The organism is Ensifer adhaerens, assembly GCF_002007205.1.
GTDB classification, from domain to species: domain Bacteria; phylum Pseudomonadota; class Alphaproteobacteria; order Rhizobiales; family Rhizobiaceae; genus Ensifer; species Ensifer adhaerens_D.
Genome location: NZ_LAZS01000005.1, coordinates 1,526,094 through 1,546,791, shown reverse-complemented (window position 1 = coordinate 1,546,791; position 20,698 = coordinate 1,526,094). Strand labels below are relative to the sequence as shown.

Annotated in this window: 22 protein-coding genes; 6 read left to right on the top strand and 16 right to left on the bottom strand. The window is 62.6% G+C overall.

Annotated elements, in window-relative coordinates; all coding sequences use genetic code 11:
- Positions 1–109: 109 nt before the first annotated feature.
- Positions 110–403, top strand: a complete 294-nt coding sequence (locus XB14_RS11295) for a hypothetical protein (protein ID WP_077961619.1) — start codon at positions 110–112, stop codon at positions 401–403.
- A gap of 94 nt (positions 404–497) precedes the next feature.
- On the opposite strand, the gene XB14_RS11290 is transcribed toward XB14_RS11295, so the two are convergent.
- The 5 genes from XB14_RS11290 to XB14_RS11270 are packed head-to-tail and all read right to left on the bottom strand — an operon-like array spanning position 498 to position 6,310.
- On the bottom strand, positions 498–1,691 hold the full coding sequence (locus XB14_RS11290; protein ID WP_077961618.1) for a glycosyltransferase: 1,194 nt from the start codon (positions 1,689–1,691) through the stop codon (positions 498–500).
- 2 nt (positions 1,692–1,693) lie between these two features.
- A complete protein-coding gene (locus tag XB14_RS11285; RefSeq protein WP_077961616.1) occupies positions 1,694–2,938 on the bottom strand; it encodes an O-antigen ligase family protein in 1,245 nt (414 codons plus the stop codon).
- Positions 2,935–4,497, bottom strand: coding sequence for an undecaprenyl-phosphate glucose phosphotransferase (locus tag XB14_RS11280; RefSeq protein WP_077961615.1), 1,563 nt, complete (start codon positions 4,495–4,497; stop codon positions 2,935–2,937). Before XB14_RS11280 ends, XB14_RS11285 begins: the two co-directional genes overlap by 4 nt.
- Before the next feature lie 59 nt (positions 4,498–4,556).
- Positions 4,557–5,729, bottom strand: coding sequence for a glycosyltransferase family 4 protein (locus tag XB14_RS11275; protein ID WP_077961613.1), 1,173 nt, complete (start codon positions 5,727–5,729; stop codon positions 4,557–4,559).
- A gap of 5 nt (positions 5,730–5,734) precedes the next feature.
- The gene (locus XB14_RS11270) at positions 5,735–6,310 is read right to left on the bottom strand and encodes a polysaccharide biosynthesis/export family protein (protein WP_077961610.1); all 576 of its coding nucleotides are present in this window, start codon (positions 6,308–6,310) and stop codon (positions 5,735–5,737) included.
- Positions 6,311–6,513: 203 nt separating this feature from the next.
- Here XB14_RS11270 and XB14_RS11265 point away from each other — a divergent pair, with 203 nt between their 5' ends.
- Positions 6,514–8,694: a GumC family protein gene (locus tag XB14_RS11265; RefSeq protein ID WP_077961609.1), complete on the top strand. Its 2,181-nt coding sequence runs from the start codon at positions 6,514–6,516 to the stop codon at positions 8,692–8,694.
- Between the two features lie 51 nt (positions 8,695–8,745).
- Here XB14_RS11265 and XB14_RS11260 read toward each other — a convergent pair whose 3' ends face one another.
- The 3 genes from XB14_RS11260 to XB14_RS11250 form a co-directional block, all read right to left on the bottom strand.
- Entirely contained in the window at positions 8,746–9,990 is a 1,245-nt protein-coding gene (locus XB14_RS11260; protein ID WP_077961608.1) for a GNAT family N-acetyltransferase, read from the bottom strand.
- A gap of 152 nt (positions 9,991–10,142) precedes the next feature.
- Positions 10,143–10,883: a metallophosphoesterase family protein gene (locus XB14_RS11255; RefSeq protein WP_077961607.1), complete on the bottom strand. Its 741-nt coding sequence runs from the start codon at positions 10,881–10,883 to the stop codon at positions 10,143–10,145.
- Positions 10,884–10,916: 33 nt separating this feature from the next.
- The gene (locus XB14_RS11250; RefSeq protein WP_043611500.1) at positions 10,917–11,129 is read right to left on the bottom strand and encodes a DUF2842 domain-containing protein; all 213 of its coding nucleotides are present in this window, start codon (positions 11,127–11,129) and stop codon (positions 10,917–10,919) included.
- A 172-nt stretch (positions 11,130–11,301) separates the two neighbouring features.
- On the opposite strand from XB14_RS11250, the gene XB14_RS11245 reads away from it, so the two are divergent.
- The gene (locus XB14_RS11245) at positions 11,302–12,405 is read left to right on the top strand and encodes a COX15/CtaA family protein (RefSeq protein WP_077961606.1); all 1,104 of its coding nucleotides are present in this window, start codon (positions 11,302–11,304) and stop codon (positions 12,403–12,405) included.
- A gap of 77 nt (positions 12,406–12,482) precedes the next feature.
- On the opposite strand, the gene argC is transcribed toward XB14_RS11245, so the two are convergent.
- From argC to XB14_RS11230, 3 genes are all read right to left on the bottom strand, one after another.
- Positions 12,483–13,415, bottom strand: coding sequence for an N-acetyl-gamma-glutamyl-phosphate reductase (argC, locus tag XB14_RS11240; protein WP_077961605.1), 933 nt, complete (start codon positions 13,413–13,415; stop codon positions 12,483–12,485).
- Between the two features lie 151 nt (positions 13,416–13,566).
- Positions 13,567–14,529, bottom strand: coding sequence for an agmatinase (gene speB / locus XB14_RS11235; protein WP_077961604.1), 963 nt, complete (start codon positions 14,527–14,529; stop codon positions 13,567–13,569).
- 127 nt (positions 14,530–14,656) lie between these two features.
- Entirely contained in the window at positions 14,657–15,448 is a 792-nt protein-coding gene (locus tag XB14_RS11230; protein WP_077961601.1) for a phenylalanine 4-monooxygenase, read from the bottom strand.
- A 113-nt stretch (positions 15,449–15,561) separates the two neighbouring features.
- On the opposite strand from XB14_RS11230, the gene XB14_RS11225 reads away from it, so the two are divergent.
- Entirely contained in the window at positions 15,562–16,035 is a 474-nt protein-coding gene (locus XB14_RS11225) for an Lrp/AsnC family transcriptional regulator (RefSeq protein WP_077961600.1), read from the top strand.
- Between the two features lie 17 nt (positions 16,036–16,052).
- Here the strand turns inward: XB14_RS11225 and XB14_RS11220 are convergent, their stop codons facing one another.
- From XB14_RS11220 to XB14_RS11205, 4 genes are all read right to left on the bottom strand, one after another.
- Positions 16,053–16,391 (bottom strand): antibiotic biosynthesis monooxygenase family protein, encoded by a 339-nt coding sequence (locus XB14_RS11220; protein ID WP_077961599.1) that lies wholly within the window; start codon positions 16,389–16,391, stop codon positions 16,053–16,055.
- Positions 16,392–16,498: 107 nt separating this feature from the next.
- A complete protein-coding gene (gene rpsI, locus XB14_RS11215; RefSeq protein WP_077961598.1) occupies positions 16,499–16,966 on the bottom strand; it encodes a 30S ribosomal protein S9 in 468 nt (155 codons plus the stop codon).
- A 2-nt stretch (positions 16,967–16,968) separates the two neighbouring features.
- On the bottom strand, positions 16,969–17,433 hold the full coding sequence (gene rplM / locus XB14_RS11210; RefSeq protein WP_077961597.1) for a 50S ribosomal protein L13: 465 nt from the start codon (positions 17,431–17,433) through the stop codon (positions 16,969–16,971).
- A gap of 224 nt (positions 17,434–17,657) precedes the next feature.
- Complete coding sequence (locus XB14_RS11205; RefSeq protein WP_077961596.1) at positions 17,658–18,089, bottom strand: PaaI family thioesterase; 432 nt, start codon at positions 18,087–18,089, stop codon at positions 17,658–17,660.
- A gap of 165 nt (positions 18,090–18,254) precedes the next feature.
- Between XB14_RS11205 and XB14_RS11200 the strand changes: the two genes are divergently transcribed.
- A complete protein-coding gene (locus XB14_RS11200) occupies positions 18,255–19,076 on the top strand; it encodes an enoyl-CoA hydratase (RefSeq protein WP_077961595.1) in 822 nt (273 codons plus the stop codon).
- A gap of 3 nt (positions 19,077–19,079) precedes the next feature.
- Here XB14_RS11200 and XB14_RS11195 read toward each other — a convergent pair whose 3' ends face one another.
- A complete protein-coding gene (locus XB14_RS11195) occupies positions 19,080–19,916 on the bottom strand; it encodes a DMT family transporter (protein WP_077961969.1) in 837 nt (278 codons plus the stop codon).
- Between the two features lie 186 nt (positions 19,917–20,102).
- Here XB14_RS11195 and XB14_RS11190 point away from each other — a divergent pair, with 186 nt between their 5' ends.
- On the top strand, positions 20,103–20,531 hold the full coding sequence (locus XB14_RS11190; RefSeq protein WP_034803659.1) for a CoA-binding protein: 429 nt from the start codon (positions 20,103–20,105) through the stop codon (positions 20,529–20,531).
- Positions 20,532–20,698: the final 167 nt, after the last annotated feature.

Sequence of the window (20,698 nt, the reverse complement as noted above, 5' to 3'; positions counted from 1 at the left end):
AAATGCCTCGTTCCGGTGCGATGGTCCACGCGGCTGGGGCCATCGCCGTCCTCGCGAAAGTGATGGAATGGCCTGTGGCGGGCGTCTGCCTGCCAAAGGAGGAAATGCAATGAAGACGCTTTCGAAACTGTTTGCCGCGTCGTTGCTCGGTCTGACGGCCCTGACGACGATGCCGGTCATTTCGACGTCCGACAATGCCCGTGCGGACGATGCCGTTGTTCTCGTGCCGGGTCAGCCGACCGGCTCGTCGGGCGATACCGGCGCAGCAAGTTCCAACCCGGACACCGGCACTCCGAGCTCCAACCCCGATACCGGCACGCCTAATTCTAACGGTGATACCGGTGCGCCGAGTTCGAATCCCGACACCGGCGGCGGGGTGAATGAGGAGGGATCGACGCCTTAAGCGATCTTTCGGAGCAGCAAAAGAGGCCCTTCAGCAGGGCCTCTTTTTTGTCTCCGGCGCTTGCTGCGCGGCGATGGCGCGGTCTGCTTCCGCATTACCTGACTGGTTTGATCAGCTCGGCGGTCTGCCGCTTCGATGCCGCTTTCCGGTAGAGCGCCTCGGTGCGATCGAGCATGACGGCGAGCGTAAAGCGGTCCTTCAGGCTTTCGGCCGTGGCCGAGAGCACCTTGAGGGTCTCGGGCTCAGCCGCCCGGATCATGGTCTTGGCGAGTGCGGACGTGTCGTCGCTGTTGGGCAGGATGTAGCCGTTCCGCCCGTCCTCGATCACCGTGCGCGCGCCACCGATATCGGTGGCAATGATCGCCTTGCCGGCCGCCGCTCCTTCGAGCATCACATAGGACATGGCTTCGTAGCGGCTCGGCATCACCAGGAGGTCGAAGGCGGGAACGGCCTGCGGGCCGGTAAAGGCGGAAGTCAGGTGCATGCGGTTCTGCAGCCCGCTTTCGGCGATCGCCTTGCGCAGGCTGCCTTCGAGCTCACCGCTGCCAACCATCACGAGATGGCTGTTTCTGACCGACGCTGCGACGTTTCTGAACGCCGCGATCAGCCGTTCCGGTGCTTTCTGGGCGGAAAGTCGCCCAACGAAGCCGAAGACGAAAGCGTCCGGCGCGATTCCAAAACTGGCCCGCAGCGTCTGCGCCATTTCGCAAGAGGGCGGTGCCACGCCGTTGACGATCACCGACATGCGCTTCTCGGGCATATGCAGCGAGAGCGCATGGTGGAACTCGTCGTCGGAAACGCAGATCAGGTGATCGGTAAAGAAATGGGCCAGCGCCCATTCGATCGTGCCGTAGATCAACCGTCCACCACGGCCGAGCGTCGGGTCCAGTGTGCGAAAGGCGTGGGGCGTGTAGATCCGCGGAACATGAGAACCAGGCAGCCGCAGGCGTGTCAGCGCACCGGCCTTGGAACTGTGGCCATGGATGATGTCGAAACTGTTGGCCCGCATGATGCGGCGGAGTTCGAGAAAGCAGCCGACGTCAGACGGTCCGGGTGCGCGCTTCATGTTGACGGCGTGTACGGCAGGCAGGCCGATTGCCTTCAGTTCACGAACGAAACCTTCCTCCGCGCGCACCGGCGAATAGACGGCCTCGACGTGATGCCCGCGCTTGTGCATGCCGCGGCACAGATCGAGAAAGTGCCGGCCCGAGCCGCCGCCACTCGGCTCCAGCACCTGCAGGAGCTTGAGGGGAGGGGCCGGCGACCGGCGCGGAACCACATGTTCCATGGTCAGGAGCTCCGGCCGGCGCGCGCCTGCCGGCGATGGCGATATTCAAGGGCGGCGCATCCCCAGATGATTCCGATGAGCAGATAGAAGTGGCGCCAATGGTCCGTGTCGATGACATTGCCGACCCCGACGTGGCCGAGGACGGCGACCCAGGCAATCATCAGATAGGTCTGCCAAGGGCGGTTGAGCAGCAGAAAGCGAAAGCCGAGCGAGAGCGTCCAGACGATCAGCGTCACGTAACTGACAAAGCCGAGCCAGCCGTAGGACGTCAGCGACTTCAGCCAGACGTTGTGCTCATCCTCCGGGAAGATCGTGCTGAAGACCATCGGGCCGATGCCGAGCGGCTTTTCCATCGACATCAGGAAGCCGAGGCGATGGCGATCGAAGCGGCCGAGGTGGCCGCCGTCATAATCCTGCACCAGCTGCGAGCGGCTGGAAAAGAGTGTTGCGACCTGCTCGGACTGCAGCGCGACGAGGAGGGCGCCGACGATCATGATCCCGCCGACGAGAGCCAACACCAGAATCCGCAGGCGGAAGAGGCCGTTTCGCTCCTTGAGCAGCATGACGAAGACGAAGGCGACGACACAGAAGAGGTTGAGGGCCCAGGCTGCGCGGGAGAACGAAAGAAAGACGCCAAGCGCCAGCACCATCAGCGCGGCGATCTTCGGAGGGGCTTTCTGGATGGGCTGCGTGAGGATGCCGTGGATGAGGTACATGGCCGGCACCGAGAGGAACGGGCCAAAGACGTTCGGATCCTGGAACGCGCCCTTGGCGCGGCCATAGAGCGTGAAGCTTTCCGCGCCCGGCACGGCGCCGAAATAGCCGAGGATGCCGAGCAGGGCGGTGATGATGGCCGCCGCCGTCCAGGCATTGAAGATCAGCCGCAGCCGCTCATGGCGATCCTCGATGATGGCGGCAAAGAAGACCGACGACAGTGCAAGGAAGCCGGAGACTGCCATGTACATCGGGCCTTTGGTCAGGTCGACCATGACGGTCAGCGACAGGATGCCGCCGACCATGAACAGCGTCAGAAGGGTAAGCAGAGGGGCGACGCTGCGCGATATCTTAAGCCCGAACAGTGCCCAGAGGCCGATAAGCGCCACGAGGAACAGCTCGTAGGGCGCCGGCTCGAAGATGACGAAGCCGGAGAGAAACACGGCAAACGCCACCAGCCCGGAGGCAAACAGCGAAAGCGCCGCAAGCTGGGGACGAGCGATCAAGAGCCGGCCTGTGTCGACGGTGCTCAATAGGCGTTCTCGGTGTTGAGAAGCCGGAACGGCGTCAGGAACAGGATCTTGAGGTCGAAGAGCAGCGACCAGTTTTCGATATAGTGGAGGTCGAAGGCGGTGCGCAGGCGGATCTTGTCGTCATTGTCGATCTCGCCGCGCCAGCCGTTGATCTGCGCCCAGCCGGTGACGCCGGGCTTGACGCGGTGGCGGGCGAAATAGCCTTCGACGACGTCGGAGTAGGTCCGGTTCTGGGTCTGGGCGAGCACGGCGTGCGGCCGCGGCCCAACGAGCGACAGCTCGCCCTTCAGCACGTTGAAGATCTGCGGCAGTTCGTCGATCGAGGACTTGCGGATGAAACGGCCGACGGGGGTAACGCGCGGGTCGCGCTTGGTCACGGCGTTGCGGGCCGTCGGGTCGCTCATATGCGTATACATCGAGCGGAACTTGTAGACCTCGATGGTCTCGTTGTTGAAGCCGTGCCGCTTCTGCTTGAAGATGATCGGGCCCGGGGACGTCGCTTTGACGGCGATCGCCGCGCCGAGCATGATCGGCCACAGAAGCACGAGGGCGACCAGGCTGAAGAAGATGTCGAAGCCGCGCTTGGCGACCGAGTCCCAATCGGCGATCGGCTTGTCGAAGATGTCGAGCATGGGGACATCGCCGACATGGGAGTAGCTGCGCGGGCGGAACCGCAGGTTGTTGGCGTGGGCGGCGAGCCGGATGTCGACCGGCAGGATCCAGAGCTTCTTCAGAAGCTGGAGAATGCGCTTCTCCGCCGTCAGCGGCAGCGAGATGATCAGCATGTCGATGCGCGCCAAGCGGGCGAATTCCACCAGTTCGTCGACCGTCCCGAGCTTCGGGTAGCCAGCGATCACATTGGGCGAGCGGCGCTCGTCGCGGTCGTCGAAAATACCGCAGATGCGGATGTCGTTGTCGGGCTGGTCCTCGAGCGTGCGGATGAGGTCTTTGGCCGGCTGGCCGCCGCCGACGACGACGGCACGCCGCTCCATGGTGCCGTTGCGGGCCCAATGGCGGATGGAATAGGCGATGAAGGCGCGCTCGGCGATCAGGAAGATCGCGCCGCCGATGAACCAGCCGCCGAACCAGACACGCGAATACTGGTGACCGGATTTCAGAAAGAACAGCGCGACGGCGATGCCGCCGAAGGCGACTGCCCAGGAAGCGAGGATACGCGGCATGAACCGCAGCCAGGCGCGCAGTGCCGGGATCTGATAGGTGTCGGCGATCTGCATGGCGGCGACCGCAAGCGCCGATCCGCCGACGAGGATCGCTAGATAGAGCGGCAGTTGATCGAAGCCCGGCTGGACGTAGAGCGCGTTGATGGCATAGCCGATCGCAAAGAGTGCGCTGAACTCGAACAGGCGCATCAGCCCCATGATCATCGCCGGCGAATAGGTATCGGCGCTGAACTGCTCGGCGATCTGCCGCGCCAGCGGATTGAGATCCTTGCTCGTCTTTTCGCCGGGCATTTCGCCAGGCGCACGGGCACGGATTTCCGAAATCTTCTTGCGAAGCGCTTCGGGATCGAACGAACCCGGGCGGTCAAACTTGTTCATGGCTGTCTTCCGGCGCTGAAGTCCCTCAGCCGGGATAGCAGAAAGCCACTAAGAAACGCTTACGTTGTGGGCAACACGCTATCGGCGGACGGCTGGTAACGGCACAATTCCCGATAGAGCCTTAGCATATTCGCCGACATTACCGAAGCTGCAAATTGCGACTTGAACGTGCTCGGATCGGGCATCACACGCGCCGCCCAGTCATGCTCGGTGATCGCGCGCGCCATGATGGCGGCGAGCGACCGGGCATTGGCGGGCTCGGCAAGCGCGGTGCTGTTGCGCCCCAGAATTTCCGGGATGCCGCCGACGCGGCTGGCGATGACAGGCTTTCGTGCCGCCAGCGCCTCGAGCACGATGTAGGGCATGGATTCGGCGCGCGAGGGAACGACGATGTTGCGTGTCAGCGCGAAAGCCTCCCGCGTCTTCATCGCCGGTTGCATTCGGATGCGGCGGCCGAGACCCTGCTGCTGCACCAGGTCGCTATATTCCTTCTGCTGCGGACCATCGCCGATCATCAGCGCCGACAACGGTCTGCCGACAAGCCTTTCCGTTTGCGCGAAAGCTTCCACAAAAAGATCGGGACCCTTCAGGTCCCGCATCATGCCGATATAGAGAAAATCGACCGCATTCGGTCGGGGCGGGACGATCTCGAACTCCCGGTCGTCGATACCGTTGTAGATCAGCTCGTTGCGTTCGCGCGGCGTGCCGACCTTTGCGAAATAGGTTTGCCGCTCGAAATCGCAGACGAAGACGAGGGCGTCCGTTATCCGCTGCTGGACGCGTTCTGCCGGGAAGATCAACCGCCCGGTCAGGGAGCCGGGGCGGTAGTGCAGGCTGCCGCCATGCGGCGAATAGAGGCGGGCTACGCGATACCTGTTGACCCGCAAGGCTGAACCGATGAGCCGGGCAATGACGCCACCTTTGGCGCCGTGCCCATGCAACACATCCGGTCGCAAACTTCTAATTTCCTTGTAGCCGCGCCAGAGCGCGGCAAAATCCTGAGGCCCGACCGAGCGATGGATCGGCATCCGTATGAGGCCGAGCGCCAGATGGGAGCGGATTTCGTCGAACAGCCGATCCTCGTGGCTGCCGCCTGTCGTGCTGTCGCAGAGGATGCCGACTTCATGGCCGGCCTTGGCATGCGCCTCGGCCAGGTCGCGAACATGGCGGAATATCCCGCCTACAGGCGACCTGAAGCAGTGGATGATGCGCAGCGGCCGCTCTTGTTGCATCGAGGTTAGAACAGCCGTTCGCGAACATAGATCGTGTCGCCGGCAAGGACCGCGTCGGTGATCGGCACCCGGCCGGTGATGATGCGGCCATTGATCTTGCGCGTGATGTCGGCGTTCGACTGGTTGGCGCGCGGAGAGAAGCCGCCGGCGACCGCGATCGCATTCTGCACGGTCATGCCGGGCACATAGGCGTATTGGCCGGCCTGGCCGACTTCGCCCATGATGAAGACGGAACGGTAGCGATCGACCTCGATCGTGACGTCAGGGTCGCGCAGGTAGCCTTGCTTCAGCTTGGCGGCGATCATGCCCTCGAGCTCGGGCAGGGTCCTGCCGCGCGAAGCGACGGTGCCGATCAAGGGGAAGGCGACGTAGCCGGCCTGATCGACCGTATAGGTACCGCTGAGGCCGGCCTGCTCGAAGACGTTAATGCGCAGGCGATCGCCGCTGTCGAGCCGATAGGGCTGGATCGTGGCTTCGCTGAAAGCCTTGGGTGCGGGCTGGTAGCTCGTGCAGCCGCCGAGCAAAATCGACAGCGCTGCCGCCGTGATCGCGAGACTCGTCTTGATAGCTGCGGTGGACATACGGTTCATTGGCTCCGGAAACGACCAGCTTTTGTGACGTTATCGATCCGTTAGGGTTAATAGCCGGTAAACTCGCGGTAGAATTTTCGCGGAAGCGTGGCGCCCTCACCCGGCCTTCATCGTCCACAAGTTGATTGCATTAACCCTTGCGTTACCATGTTCCTTTACGGTCCGGCGAGATTTGACGGTTCGGAGCCAGGAGCATGTCCGGAAACGGCAGCGCACAGCAGGATGTGGATATCGACCTAGGCGGCCTGTTTCGCGCCGTCTGGGATCGGCGCGTCAAGGTTTTGCTCGCCACCGTCGGCGTTGCGGCACTTGCCTTTGGCGCCGCGAAGATGATCGCGCCGGATTATCAGAGCGAAACCCGCGTGCTGATCGAATCGCGCGAGCCGGAGTTCAGCGGCCCCAACCAGGCTTCCCAGGCGGGCGCCGACCGTGTCTTCGACGAATCCGGGATCCTCAGCCAGGTGCAGGTGCTCAAGTCGGCCGACCTCATCAAGCAGGTCGCCCGCAACATGAAGCTCTACGAGCTCAAGGAATTTGATCCGTCGTCGGCGCCCTCGGCGCTTTCGGATCTTCTCGTGATGCTCGGGCTGAAGAAGAACCCGCTGGAGATGCCGCCCGAGGAGAGGGTGCTCAAGGAATTCTCCGACAAGCTCCAGGTCTACCAGGTGGAAAAGTCGCGGGTGATCGCGATCGGCTTCACTTCCAAGGACCGCCAGCTTGCGGCCGCCGTGCCCAACGAAATGGCGAAGGTCTTCCTGGCGCTTCAGAGCGGCGCAAAGCTCGACACCAATTCCGAGGCGACGCGCTGGCTCGAGCCGGAGATCGCCAATCTGCGCGAGAAGGTGCGCGATGCCGAAGCAAAGGTGGCGGCCTATCGCGCCTCGTCCGACCTGTTGCCGACCGGCGAGACCACGAACTTCGCAACACGGCAACTGACGGATATTTCGACGGAGCTGACCCGGGTGCGCGGCGAGCGCGCCAATGCGGAAGCGCGTGCCGCCGGCGTGCGTTCAGCGCTTGCAAGCGGCCGCGCGCCGGACACCATTGCCGACGTCGTCGGTTCCCAGATGATCCAGCGTCTGAAGGAGACCGAGGCCAACCTTCAGGCGCAGGTCGCCGACCTGTCGACGACCCTGCTCGACGGTCATCCGCGCCTGAAGGCGCTGAAGTCGCAGCTCGAGGGCATCCGCGGCCAGATCAGCACAGAGACCCGCAAGATCCTGACGAGCCTTGAAAACGAGGCGAAGGTCGGTGAGCTACGCGAACAGAAGCTCACCCAGCAGTTGAATGCGCTGAAGGCGCAGTCGGCCCAGGCGGGTGAGGAAGAGGTGGGGCTGCGCGCGCTCGAGCGCGAAGCGACCGCACAGCGGCAATTGCTGGAGACCTATCTCGCGCGTTATCGCGAGGCGACATCGCGCACGGTGGAGAATGCGACGCCCGCCGACGCGCGCGTCATTTCAACTGCCGTGGTTCCAACCGGCGCGAGCTTTCCGAAGGTGCTGCCGATCACGATTGTTGCGGCGCTCGCCACGTTCCTCTTGAGCTGTGTCGCCATCATGCTTGGAGAGCTTTTCAGCGGGCGGGCATTGCGGCCGGTCTCGGCAACGGGCGAGCGGGCACCGGTCCGCCCAAGGCCGGCGCTCGCTGCGAGCGTTGCCGATTTGCCGCCGGTCGAGCTGGCTAAGGCCTCGCCTGTGGCTTCGCCCGCCGCCGATGATGCGGTCGAGTTGCTACCTGCGGCGGACGCATCGCTTGCGCAGGACACGGAAGAGGTCGCCGAACCGGATTTCTCGATCGAGGCCGTTGCCGAGCATCTGCGCGCCACCAACGTGCGCGTTGCGATTTCGGTGTCGCCCGGCGGAGACGAAGGCTCTACCGCCACTGTGATGCTGGCGCGATTGCTGGCCGAAGAGGAATTGAAGGTCGTCCTGATCGACCTCACGGGCTCTGCCTGCCCGACACGCCTGATGGCGCGCTCGCAGCAGCTTCCGGGGATCACCAACCTCTTGGCGGGGGAGGTGCCGTTCACGGACACGATCCACGCGGATCGTTTTTCCGACGCGCATATCATTCCCCAGGGTGATGCCGATCCGCGCCAGGCGATGCGCGGCATCGAACGGCTGAAGATGATCATCGACGCCTTGATCAACGCCTATGATCTCGTCCTGCTCGAGTGCGGCCCGGCCGACGAAATGGCCGTCGAGAAGATCGCCGGCCGCGATGGCGCGGAAATCATCCTGTCGGCGCCGTCGGTCAGCGACGAACGCATCGTCGAGGTGCTGACCAGTTTTGGCGCTGCCGGCTATCGCGACATCGTGCTGATGACGGGCCAGGTGCAATCGGATCCCGACTACCCGGACCGCGACGCCGCATAAGGCGGCGCCGGTCATCGGCCACTCCGCGCCGAGGTCTTTGGAGTCTGGTGATTAGTCGGCGCTGCCGACGAAGGCCTTGCCCTGCCTGCGCCGCCGTGTGCGCTGGATCCGGTGGTATATGGCCCTGTTCGCCTTGATCGCCCTTTTTGCCCTCACGACGAGATGATGCCGCAGGCTTGCGAGCCGGCCGGCGAGCGTCACCGGCAACACGATATCGCGCAGCGGCGTTTCGATCGTGCACCAGGAACGCTTGTAGGGCTGGTCGCCGACGCCGAAATCGAACAGGCGTACGCCTTCGCCCGACAGACGTTCGATCATGCGGTAGAACAGCAGTTCACCCGGACTGGCGTCGCCGGCCAGCGCTTCGTCGATCGATCCGAACTGGCAGATCACGTGATCGGCCTTGCGAGAAAGTCCGGCGACGGCGACGATCCGGCCGTCATGCTCGCCCCGGAGGCGAATGGCATTGAGTTCCATGAGATGCAGGTCATCGTCTGTACGGGCGGCGAGCGCGTGGAAAAATGCCTGTGTTTCCGGGTCCTGGAAGACATCGGGAAGGCCGAGCGTCTGAAAGCGCGTCGCCTTCTGCCGAAAGAAGGTATCGAGCAGCGCGTGGGCCTCGTCGCTGGTGCGGGCGATCACGTAGTCGTAGCCACCCATTTCCGCCAGCCGGCGCTCGGAAATGCGCATCTTCTTGCGTCGGCGTTTGGCGTTGATCTGCGCCAGCGTGGGCTGAATGCCGCCGAGAAGCGGAAGCTGAAACGACGGGTTGGGATTTGCAACGCCGGGGAGCAGGGCGAGGGGGCTGGGGTCGCCGCGCCAGTCGCTCGGCAGACGGTCGAGCATGACGATGTCGGCAAGGCCGCTGAGCGCGCCGCAAATCGCCCGGGCGAGCGCGTCGGCGCGCGCAGGTGTGGTAAGGGCGGCTGAAGCGTTGCGGGCGAAGAGGCCCGTGTTGAGGTTGCTGTGCCCGGTTCCGATGAGGCGGGCCGTTCGAAACAGGCGCCCCTGCGCCACCTCGAGCGGCAGGATGAGGAAGAGTTCGCCATCGACCGTTACCCGCAACAGGGCGAGGTCGCTTGCGTGAGTCTCAGCCCAGGTGCGGCACCATTGATAGGCATGATGCAGCGAGTTCCCGGAAAGGTTGTCGAGCATGTGCCATTCGGCTTCGAGCGGTTCCATGCTGCGGTGGAGCGAGACTTCGAAACGGCCTGCGGCCTCGCTCGGACCTGCACGCAAGGACGCATGCGCGCGGCGATCGCCGGAGCCGTCCATGGTGATTTCCGAGTTCGTCATCGCGGGTGTCTTCCGGTCCTTGTTGCGGAGTGATTGAACCTCATGCCTGCTACGATCGCTTTAATTCGGGAATACTTATGAAGCCGATTGGGGACAACCGGCGAACGCGGTTAGCAAAGCGTGAAGCGAGGCATGTGAAGCGCGCGCAAATTTCAATCGAGAAAGCCGGTGGCCAACGCCTTTGCCCATTCCATGCGGTTGCGGCTGGCCGCAAGCCGGGACATTGCCATCCAGTCATAGGGGACATTGCGGAAGATGACGTGCCACCCCGAGGCCGATTTCTCGATGATCGCGTAGCGAGCGTCCGGGGAGCCGGCCTCGACCTTGTGCGGCACCGGTTGGTCATCGTCATAGCCGGGGCAGCCCACGCTGCCGGGATTGACGACGAGGCGGCCATCGGAAAGCCGCACGGCGCGCTGGATATGGGTGTGGCCGCAAAGGATCACCGGATAGTCGACGCCGGCTGCTTTCGCCTCGATCGCCGAACGCTGCGCCATGTGGACGGTGCCGTCGGCCGTCAGAGCCTCCAGCCAGTAGGTCTCATCATCGGTCGGCGTCGCATGGCACAGGAAGAACGTTTCCTTGTGGACGTGCGCGACGGGTAGGGTGCCCAGCCATTCGCGGTGCTGCGGCTGCAATTGATCATAGGCTGCACGATCGGACAGCCCCATTTCATGCGGATCGATCGTCAGGAGATAACGATCGTGATTGCCTCGGATCGAAAGGATCGTCCGCTCGATAAGGATGTCGGCGGTGCGCGCCGCATTGAGCGGACCGCTCAGGTGATCACCGAGATTGACGATGTCGGTGATGCCGAGCGCATCGATGTCCGCGAGCACGGCTTCGAGGGCGAGATCGTTGCCATGGATATCAGCGATGACCGCAAGTTTCACGGGCGTCTCCTCGAATGGCTGCCGCGCCTAAGCTCAGCGGTCGCGCGCCGGCTTTTCCATCCATTTGATAATCAGCATCGCCGGCAAGATCCAGAGCAGGCCGGTGAAGAAGAAGTAGGCCAGATGCACGTACCAGGGGGCGGCGCCGAGCAGCAGCGAGGCAAAGGTGACGGCGGCCAGTGCATAGACGACGACGAGGATGATGATCAGGATCGTGCCGATCAGCTTTCTGAGGCGTACGGGCATTTCATATCTTTCACAGGGACAAATGGACGCGGACGGCCGCGACCGCATGCCGCAAAGGTTTCGGCCTTGTTTTGCATGCCGCTCTGGTGCAAATCAACGGCTTTCCTGAAGGTGCGACCGTTGATCCGTCCGGTTGCGCCGCCGACAACCCTGCGACACCAGAGGGAACATGATGGCCGGCGTCGAATTGGCGACTGAACAAATGCTTCGAAATGAGATCGGCAAGACCGACCGCAACCGCCGGCAGATCCGCGGCTGGCTGGCCGTCGTGCTCTTTACGCTCTTTGCGCTGGTGCTCGTCGGCGGTGCGACGCGGCTGACGGAATCGGGCCTGTCGATCACCGAATGGAAGCCGATCCACGGCGTCATCCCGCCGCTTTCAGCCGCAGAGTGGGAAGAGGAGTTCCAGCTCTACCAGCGCATTCCGCAATACCAGCAGATGAACAGCGGCATGACGGTGGAACAATTCAAGACGATCTTCTGGTGGGAATGGGCACACCGTTTGCTTGCCCGCACCATCGGTTTGATCTTCGCGCTGCCGCTCGCTTTCTTCTGGTTCACCGGAAAGGTAGAGCGCAAGCTCCGTATGCCGCTGCTCGGCATTCTCGCGCTGGGCGGCTTTCAGGGCTTCATCGGCTGGTGGATGGTTTCCTCCGGCCTCGTCGAGCGCACGGAGGTCAGCCAGTACCGGCTTGCGACGCACCTCGTCATCGCCTGTCTGATCTTTGCCGCCTGTATGTGGATCTTCCGCGGGCTGAGCTCCCATTCCAACGACACGGCGCCGACCGATCGTTCGCGCAAGATGGCGGCGATCATCGCTATTTTCAGCCTGTTCCAGATCTATCTCGGCGCGCTCGTTGCCGGTCTCGATGCCGGTTTCAGCTACAATACCTGGCCGCTGATGGATGGCGCGATCATCCCGCAGGACCTGTTCCTGCAGCAGCCCTGGTGGATCAATCTCTTTGAAAATCCGAAGACGGTGCAGTTCGTCCACCGGATCGGCGCCTATGTGCTCTTCGCCTTCGCGCTGATGCACATGATCGCCTCGCTCAGGGCAGCGCCCGAAACCACTCATGCGCGGCGCTCGGTGCTCCTGTTCCTGCTGATCAGCGCCCAAGCGGTGATCGGCATCATGACGCTGGTGCTGCAGGTGCCGATCGGTTGGGGCGTGGCGCATCAGGGCGGCGCGCTCGTCGTGCTCGGTTTCGCCATTGCCCACTGGCGCGGTTTCTATGGCGAATATCCGCGGCCGACAGCGATCGAGTACCGCGACTGATGCATCAGCGGATGCGATGAAAAAGACCCCGGCGAGTGGGCTCGCCGGGGTCTTTTGTTTTGCAACTGATTTGCCGATCAGGCGGACAGCATCAGGTCCATGTTCTGGACCGCAGCACCCGATGCGCCCTTGCCGAGATTGTCGAGCAGGGCGACGAGGTTGACATGATTGCCGCCACTGGTGCCGAAGGCGAAGAGCTTCATCGTGTCCTTGCCGGCAAGCTCCGTGGCGTCGATGCGAGCGAGCGTCTCGCTTGTCGCAAGTGGCACGACCTCGACGATCGACTGGCCGGCATAGTGCTCAACGAGTGCGGCATGGATCGTCTCCAGCGTGGCGCCGGCGGCGAGGTCTTCGAGATAGAGCGGCACCTGGACGATCATGCCTTGCGCAAACTTGCCGACGGATGGGGCAAAGACCGGCGCCCGGTCGAGCAGGCCGTGCATCTTCATCTCCGGCACGTGCTTGTGCTTGAGTGTCAGGCCATAGAGGAAGTGCGGCGCGCTGATGTGATCCGCATTGGTCTCGTCCTCCATCTGCGCGATCATCTGCTTGCCGCCGCCGGTGTAGCCGGAAACCGCATTGACCGTTACCGGATAGCCGTCCGGCAGGATGCCGGCCTGGCGCAGCGGCCGGATGACGCCGATCGCGCCCGTCGGATAGCAGCCGGGGTTGGCGACGCAACGGGCACTGCGGATCTTCTCCGGTTGCGCATTGTCCATTTCGGCAAAGCCATAGGCCCAGTCGGGCGCAATGCGGTGCGCGGTCGAGGTGTCGATGATGCGCACCTTGTTGTTGCCGGAGACCATCGAAACAGCCTCGCGCGAAGCGTCGTCAGGCAGGCACAGGATGGCGATGTCCGCGTCGTTCAGAAGATCTTCGCGCATCGCGGCGTTGCGTCGTTCCGCTTCCGGAATGGAAAGCAGTTCGAGATCGCTACGGCCGGCCATGCGCGTGCGGATCTGCAGGCCCGTGGTGCCGTGTTCGCCATCGATGAAGATCTTCGGTTTCATGATTTTCCCGTTCTGCCAGTAGGTTAGGGGTCGTTCCGGAATCATTCTGGCATAGAATTGAATCAATTTCTCAACAGGCGGGCGGACCGCCGCCAGCCCCGTCTGTTTCTATACAAGCAGGCGCCCTTGGTCGCAACGGTGACGCTTGTCTTCAGCGAAGCGGCGCACGCTCGGCAAGCTTCTCCGCATGCAAGCCCAGCATGTACATCGCGACCGTCGCTCCGGCGATCGCGGTGACGTCCGCGTGGTCGTAGGCAGGGGCCACTTCGACCACATCGCTGCCGACGACCGTGAGCGCGCCGAGCTTGCGCAGCACCGACAGGATCTTGGCGCTCGACGGGCCGCCGGCAACAGGCGTGCCGGTGCCGGGCGCATAGGCAGGATCGAGGCCGTCGATGTCGAAAGTGAGATAGGCCTTGCGCTCGCCGACCTGCCTTATGATCGTCTCGGCGATCTCGGCAGCGTTCATCTCTTCGACGTCGTAGCCATAGAGAATGCGGATGCCGCAATCCTCCGGCGCGTGGGTGCGAATGCCGATCTGGATCGATGCGTCGGTATCGATCAGGCCCTCGCGCGCCGCACGGCCGACGAAGGAGCCGTGATCGATCCGCCCGCGCTCGTCCGGCCAGGTATCCTGATGCGCGTCGAACTGCACGAGGGCGAGGGGGCCGTGGATGGCTGCCTGCGCTTTCAGGATCGGGTAGGTGACAAAGTGATCGCCGCCGAGTGCCTGCAGATAGGCGCCGCTCCGGATGATCTTGGCGGCCTCGCGTTCGATCGTTGACGGCGTCTTCGAATGATTGCCGTAGTCGAGCAGGCAATCGCCATAGTCGATCGTCGCCATTTCCGAGAAGAGATCGCGCTCGAACGGATATTGCGGATCGTTGTCGAAGATCGCCGAGGCGCGGCGGATCGCCTGCGGTCCGAAGCGGGCGCCGGGCCGGTTCGAGGTGGCGGCATCGAAGGGAATGCCCCAGACGACGGCATCGACGCCCTTCAGCTGCTTGGAATACTTGCGGCGCATGAAGGAGAGAATGCCGGCATGAGTCGGATCGGATGCCGCCGAGGTGAGTGAGCGCGCCGTCAGCGCGTGATCGATTGTCCTGTTCGCCATATCCCGCCTCTGCCTCGGAGCCGGAAAGGGCGCATCCTCTGCGCGCATCCCGCTCAAACCTGTGGTGGCGGAAGGTTGGACAATCGTAGCCGGCAAGGCAAGGCCCTGCCGGCCAATTCTTCGGCAATTACGAGGCCTTGGCCTCGTAGGTGGGGGCGAAGTCGCCGAGCGCCTTCGCTTCGGTGATGCGCGCGGTGATATCCTCTTCGATGATCATTTCGAGCTGGGCAAAGCTGTCGATCACATAGTAGATCGGCTGGACGATATCGATGCGGTAGGGCGTTCTGAGCACGGTCATCAGGTCGAACGGGCGGAATTCGACGCCGGGGGTTTCCATCGCATTTCGTGTCTCGTTCGGCGAAGACACGATGCCGGCGCCATAGGCGCGGCGGCCCTTCGGCGTGTTGATGAGGCCGAACTCGACGGTGAACCAAAAGATCCGGAACATGTGCCACGAATAGCCCTTGCCGAGCGACACGGCTTTCTCGCCGAAGCGACGGACGAAATGGGCATAGCTCTGGTTGGTCAGAAGCGGGCAGTGGCCGAAGACTTCGTGGAAGATGTCGGGCTCTTCGATGTAATCGATGTGCTCGCGGCGGCGGATGAAGGTCGCCAGTGGAAATTTGCCCTGGGACAGAAGCTCATAGAAGCGAGATGGCGGAATGAGCGCCGGCACGCCTTCGACGCCGAAGCCCGTGGTATCGGCGAGGCGCCGGTTGACGTCCTTCAACTGCGGTACATGGTCAGGGCCGAGGTTGAGTGTCTTGGCGCCTTCGAGGTATTCGTCGCACGCCTTGTCTGCCAGAAGCTTCATCTGCCGCTCGTACAACTCGCCCCAGATCGCATCCTCTTCCGGGGTATAAAGATAGGTGCCGTCAGGCTCCGGTAGCTTGGCGGTGTATGTGCTTTCCTTGGTCATGACGTCTCCTCATTCGCCAGAACACTTCTCCTGTTGCAATTGTATCGCGGATGGAGCGAGTATTTGTTCCACAGTTGCCAGGTGGAGGCCTGATGGCGGGAGGAAAATTCGAAATGCCGTCCGATGTGAAAGAAAATCTTCAGCCAATCCGGAAGTTGCTGCGGCTGATTCAGGCCGATAGTGGCCAATCGCTCTCCGACCTCGCCGAGAAAGCCGGCATGTCGCAAAGCTCGGCCTGGCGGCGGCTGCAGGAACTGGAGACGGAGGGCGTCATCCGCAAGCGAGTGGCGCTGCTCGATCCGGCAAAGCTCGACCTCAAACTCTGCATCATCGCGCATGTCACGCTTGAGGATCACCACGACGAGGCAATAGCTGCGTTCTCTGCTGTCGTGCACGACCGGCCGGAAATCATGGAGTGCTACGCTCTTTCCGGCACATTCGACTACATGCTGAAGATCCGCGCCAACGACGTCGAAAGCTACGACACCTTCATGACGCGCTATCTGATGCGCAATCCGCATGTACGCACGGTCGTGTCGAGCTTCGTCCTGCGTGAGCTCAAGTCGACGACGGAACTGCCGATTTAGATCGGTCGCCGGGTCAACTAAGGACGTTCAAAGCCATATTGGCGTTCGATCTTGCCGACGCGCACCTGATAGTCCTTGTACCAGCGCTCGCGTCCGAGCCGCTGCGCGGACAGGTGCCGCACGTTGCTCTTCCACGCCGCGATGCTCTCTTCGTCCGCCCAATAGGAATTGGTAATGCCGAAGCCGTCGGCGCCGCGCACGCTTTCAAGACCGAGAAAACCCGGCTGCTCGCGCGCAAGGCGCTCCATTTCTTCTCCCATGTTGTCGTAGCCGTGATCGCCGGTCGTGCGTCGCGACGCGAAGGTGACGATGTAGTAGGGCGGCTCTGGGGTCTTGGTGACGGGAGAGTCTGTCATGCGATGCCTCGGAAGGTCTCAGTTGCGACGCGGTCGATTCGTGTGGGCACAATAACAAAAAAAGGCGGAGCAAAGCCCCGCCTTTCCAAGTGTCGCAGTTGAAGCGATTAACGCTTCGAGAACTGGAACGAACGACGTGCCTTCGCACGGCCGTACTTCTTACGCTCGACCACGCGGCTGTCGCGGGTGAGGAAGCCACCGCGCTTCAGAACGGAGCGCAGGCCCGGTTCGAAGTAGGTGAGTGCCTTGGAGATGCCGTGACGAACGGCACCGGCCTGGCCGGAAAGACCACCGCCAGCAACGGTCGCGTCGATGTCGAACTGGCCGTCACGGGCAGCAGCGACGATCGGCTGCTGCAGGATCATCTGCAGAACCGGACGGGCGAAGTAGTCCGAGTAGGGCTTGCCGTTGATGGTGATCTTGCCGGAACCCGGCTTGACCCATACGCGGGCGACAGCGTCCTTACGCTTGCCGGTCGCGTAGGAGCGACCCTGGGCGTCGACCTTCTTGACGTGAACCGGAGCAGCCGGTTCCGCGGTCGTGGCGATGTCCTTGAGAGCGGAAAGGTCAGCCATTATCAGGCGCTCCTTGTGTTCTTGCTGTTCAGCTTGGCGACGTCGAGGACGGTCGGCTGCTGTGCTTCATGCGGGTGGTTGGCGCCTGCGTAAACGCGCAGGTTCTTCATCTGGCGACGGCCGAGCGGACCGCGCGGAACCATGCGCTCGACGGCCTTCTCGATGACGCGCTCCGGGAAGCGGCCTTCGATGATCTGGCGCGCGGTGCGCTCCTTGATGCCGCCGGGGTAGCCGGTGTGCCAGTAGTACTTCTTGTCGGTGTACTTCTTGCCCGTCAGAACTGCCTTCTCGGCGTTGATGACGATGACGTTGTCGCCGTCGTCAACATGCGGGGTGAAGGTAGCTTTGTGCTTGCCGCGCAGGCGGTTTGCGATGAGGGAAGCGAGGCGACCAACAACGAGGCCTTCGGCGTCGATGATGATCCACTTCTTCTCCACCTCTGCAGGCTTCTGAACGAAGGTTGCCATATCAAAACTCTTTCTTTGGACCCGAGCGGCGAACCGCTGGGCGTTTCTTGTTGCTTGGTTTTGCCCGGTTTTCCGGACAAAAGAGAAAGCGGCCCGTAAGGACCGCGATCTGCGGCAGCTTATACGCAACTGCGAAACAAGCGTCAATAACGCGAAATTCGCGCGGTGGAAATAAAGATAAATAAAAACAATATGTTAGTTATGTGGTATTTTGATACCACAAATTAGCGTGGTGGAATCGAATAGGTCGCCGTTGCATGGGCGATGAGATCATCATCGCCAACCCTGACGATCGATGCGTCGAGAACGGCGAGCCTCTTGCCGAGTTTGAGGATGCGGCAGGTGCATTCGAGCGGTTCAGGCTCGGGCTTGCGCAGGAAGTTGATGTTGAGATTGGTGGTGACCGCAAGCGCTACCGGCCCGATATGGGCGATCAATGCGACGTAGGCGGAAACGTCGGCGAGCGCAAAGAGGGTAGGGCCGGAAACCGTGCCGCCCGGGCGAATGTGCCGTTCGTTCGGATCGAGTCGCATCGTGGCAAAGCCAGGGCCCACTGCCGTGACGTGAAATACCTTGCCGTCGGTGTGGACCTGCGGAAAATCCGTGTCGAGAAACCGGTTGAGGTCGTCGACGGTCATGATCGGCTCGATGGTCATGCGATGCATCCTTCAAATGGCTGGCCGTCACCTGAAACCGGCTGACGGTCGGACGCAAGGCGGAAAAAGGTCTTAGACGCAACGGCCGACGGGTTTCTCCGGTCACCTTGCGCCGCACGCGCGCCCGGCGTACCACCAAGCCAGTTCAAGTTTCAGGAGAAGACCATGGCCGACGTCGTATCGTTCAAGAAGGAAGAGCCGAACGGCCTGCTGCTGCGGGAACGGTCCGGACCAGTCTTGCGGCTGACGCTCAATAACCCGCCGGCCAATGTGTTGTCGATCGCCATGATGGAGACCCTGCACGCCGAGTTCGATTCGGTCGCCGCTTCGAAGGACATCAAGGTCGTCGTGCTCTCGGCGACGGGCCAACTGTTTTCCGCCGGCCACGATCTCAAGGAAATGACTGCGCACCGCGACGACGAGGACCGGGGCAGGGCCTTCTTCGAGCAAACGATCCGCATGGCCGCCGAGCTGATGCTGAAGATCAATCGGCTGCCGCAGGCCGTCATCGCCGAGATCGACGGGCTCGCAACGGCGGCCGGCTGCCAACTTGTGGCGAGCTGCGACCTCGCGATCTGCACTGACAGCTCCACCTTCTGCACGCCCGGCGTCAATATCGGCCTCTTCTGCTCGACGCCGATGGTCGCACTCACGCGTGCGGCGCATCGCAAGCAGGCGATGGAGATGCTTTTGACCGGCGAGACCGTCGATGCCTCGACCGCCAAGGACTTCGGCCTCGTCAACCGCATCGTGCCGCAGCAGTATCTGCGCCAGGTCGTCGACAAATATGCCGCCGTGATCGCCTCGAAATCGCCGCAGGCGCTGAAGATCGGCAAGGAGGCTTTCTATCGTCAGGCGGAGATGGACCTGCCTGAGGCCTACGACTATGCCGTCGGCGTCATGGTCGAAAACATGCTCGCCCGTGATGCCGAGGATGGCATCGGTGCGTTCCTCGGCAAGCGCATGCCGGAATGGAAGGACGACTGACGGTCAGGCGAGCTTCAGGAGCAGCGCGCCGAGCGCAATGACGCAGGCAGCCGCGATGCGCCAGACGCTGACCGGTTCTTTCAGGAACACGACCGAGATCACCACCGCAAAGAGGATCGAGGTTTCGCGAAGGGCAGCGACGGTGGCCACCGGCGCTTTGGTCATCGCCCAGAGCGCCAGGCCATAGGCGCCGATCGAGCCCGCGCCGCCGATCAGGCCCCGCCACCAGTTCTTGTAGACGTGGCGGGCGACCGGCTTGATGCCACGCCGGGCAAACGCCCAGGCAAAAAGCAGCACCGGCGGCAGCAGCGCCATCCACAGCGTATAGGAGATCGCATTGCCCGAGACGCGTGCGCCGATGCCATCGACAAAGGTGTAGCTGGCGATGACGCAGGCATTGAGCAGCGCCAGAATGATCGCGTGTTTGCCGCCTTTTCGCGATTCGAAGGCAAGGGTCAGCACGCCGGCCGAAATCGTCAGGATGCCGATCATCGTTCCGAAGGTGAGCTTTTCGCCGATCAATGCCCCACTGGTCATCGCGACGATCAACGGTGCCGCTCCGCGCATCAGCGGATAGACAAGGCCGATGTCGCCGGCGCGATAGGATGCGGCGACGAGCTGGAAATAGGCGAACTGGAACAGTGCCGAAACCAGGATGTATGGCCACGCTTCCGGTTTGGGCAACGGCATGAACGGCAGGAAGGGGATGGCGACGGCTGCGGCCCCGAGCGCGATCATCGCAGCGTCGAGCGACTTTTCCGTTCCCGCCTTGACCAACGCATTCCAGGTCGCGTGCAACAACGCCCCGAACAGGACGAGCGCAATGACATCAAGCGGCAAGATTGAAACCTCGGAAACGGTGTAGCGGGCGTTGAGACGCTTGTCGCGCCGCACGGGCGCAAAAGCAACCGGAAAGTCTTGCGGAAGCGGCAATCTTTGGCGGGGGACGAGCGGGCCGTACGGTTGACTTGGCCGGCCTCGCCATCATTATACGACCGTTTAACACGAACGGATCCGAAGCTGCAGATGAACCACGACGCTTACCCGGACTATTATCTCGCAGACATTCTGCGCGAGACCAAGACGATCGCCCTTGTCGGCGCTTCGCCCAATCCTGAGCGTCCGAGCCATCGGGTCATGGCGTTTCTGCTGCGCAAGGGCTATCGGGTGATCCCGATCAATCCCGGGCATGTCGGCAAGAGCATCCAGGGCCAGGCCGTGGTCGGCCGGCTCGCCGATATCAAGGAGCCGATCGATATGGTCGACGTGTTCCGCGCTGCCGACGCCCTGCCGGCGCTCGTCGACGAGATCCTCGCGTTGGAGACACTGCCGAAGGCGATCTGGGGCCAGCTCTCCGTGCGCCATGACGGCGCTGCGGCGAAAGCGGAAGCCGCCGGCATCAAGGTGGTCATGGACCGCTGTCCGGCGATCGAGTATCCGCGTCTGATCGGCTGACCCGGCCGAAATCTGCGGGCACCTCCGCAACCGCCAGTTTCGCAAAAACCTCTTTGACCGCGCGCCAAGGCTCTGGAATAGTGCCGCGGCTTCCGCCCGGAGCGGCGGAAGCTCGATCGCGGATAACGCGCAGATTCAAGGTGATAGAACGTTTCTGGCGCGCCACC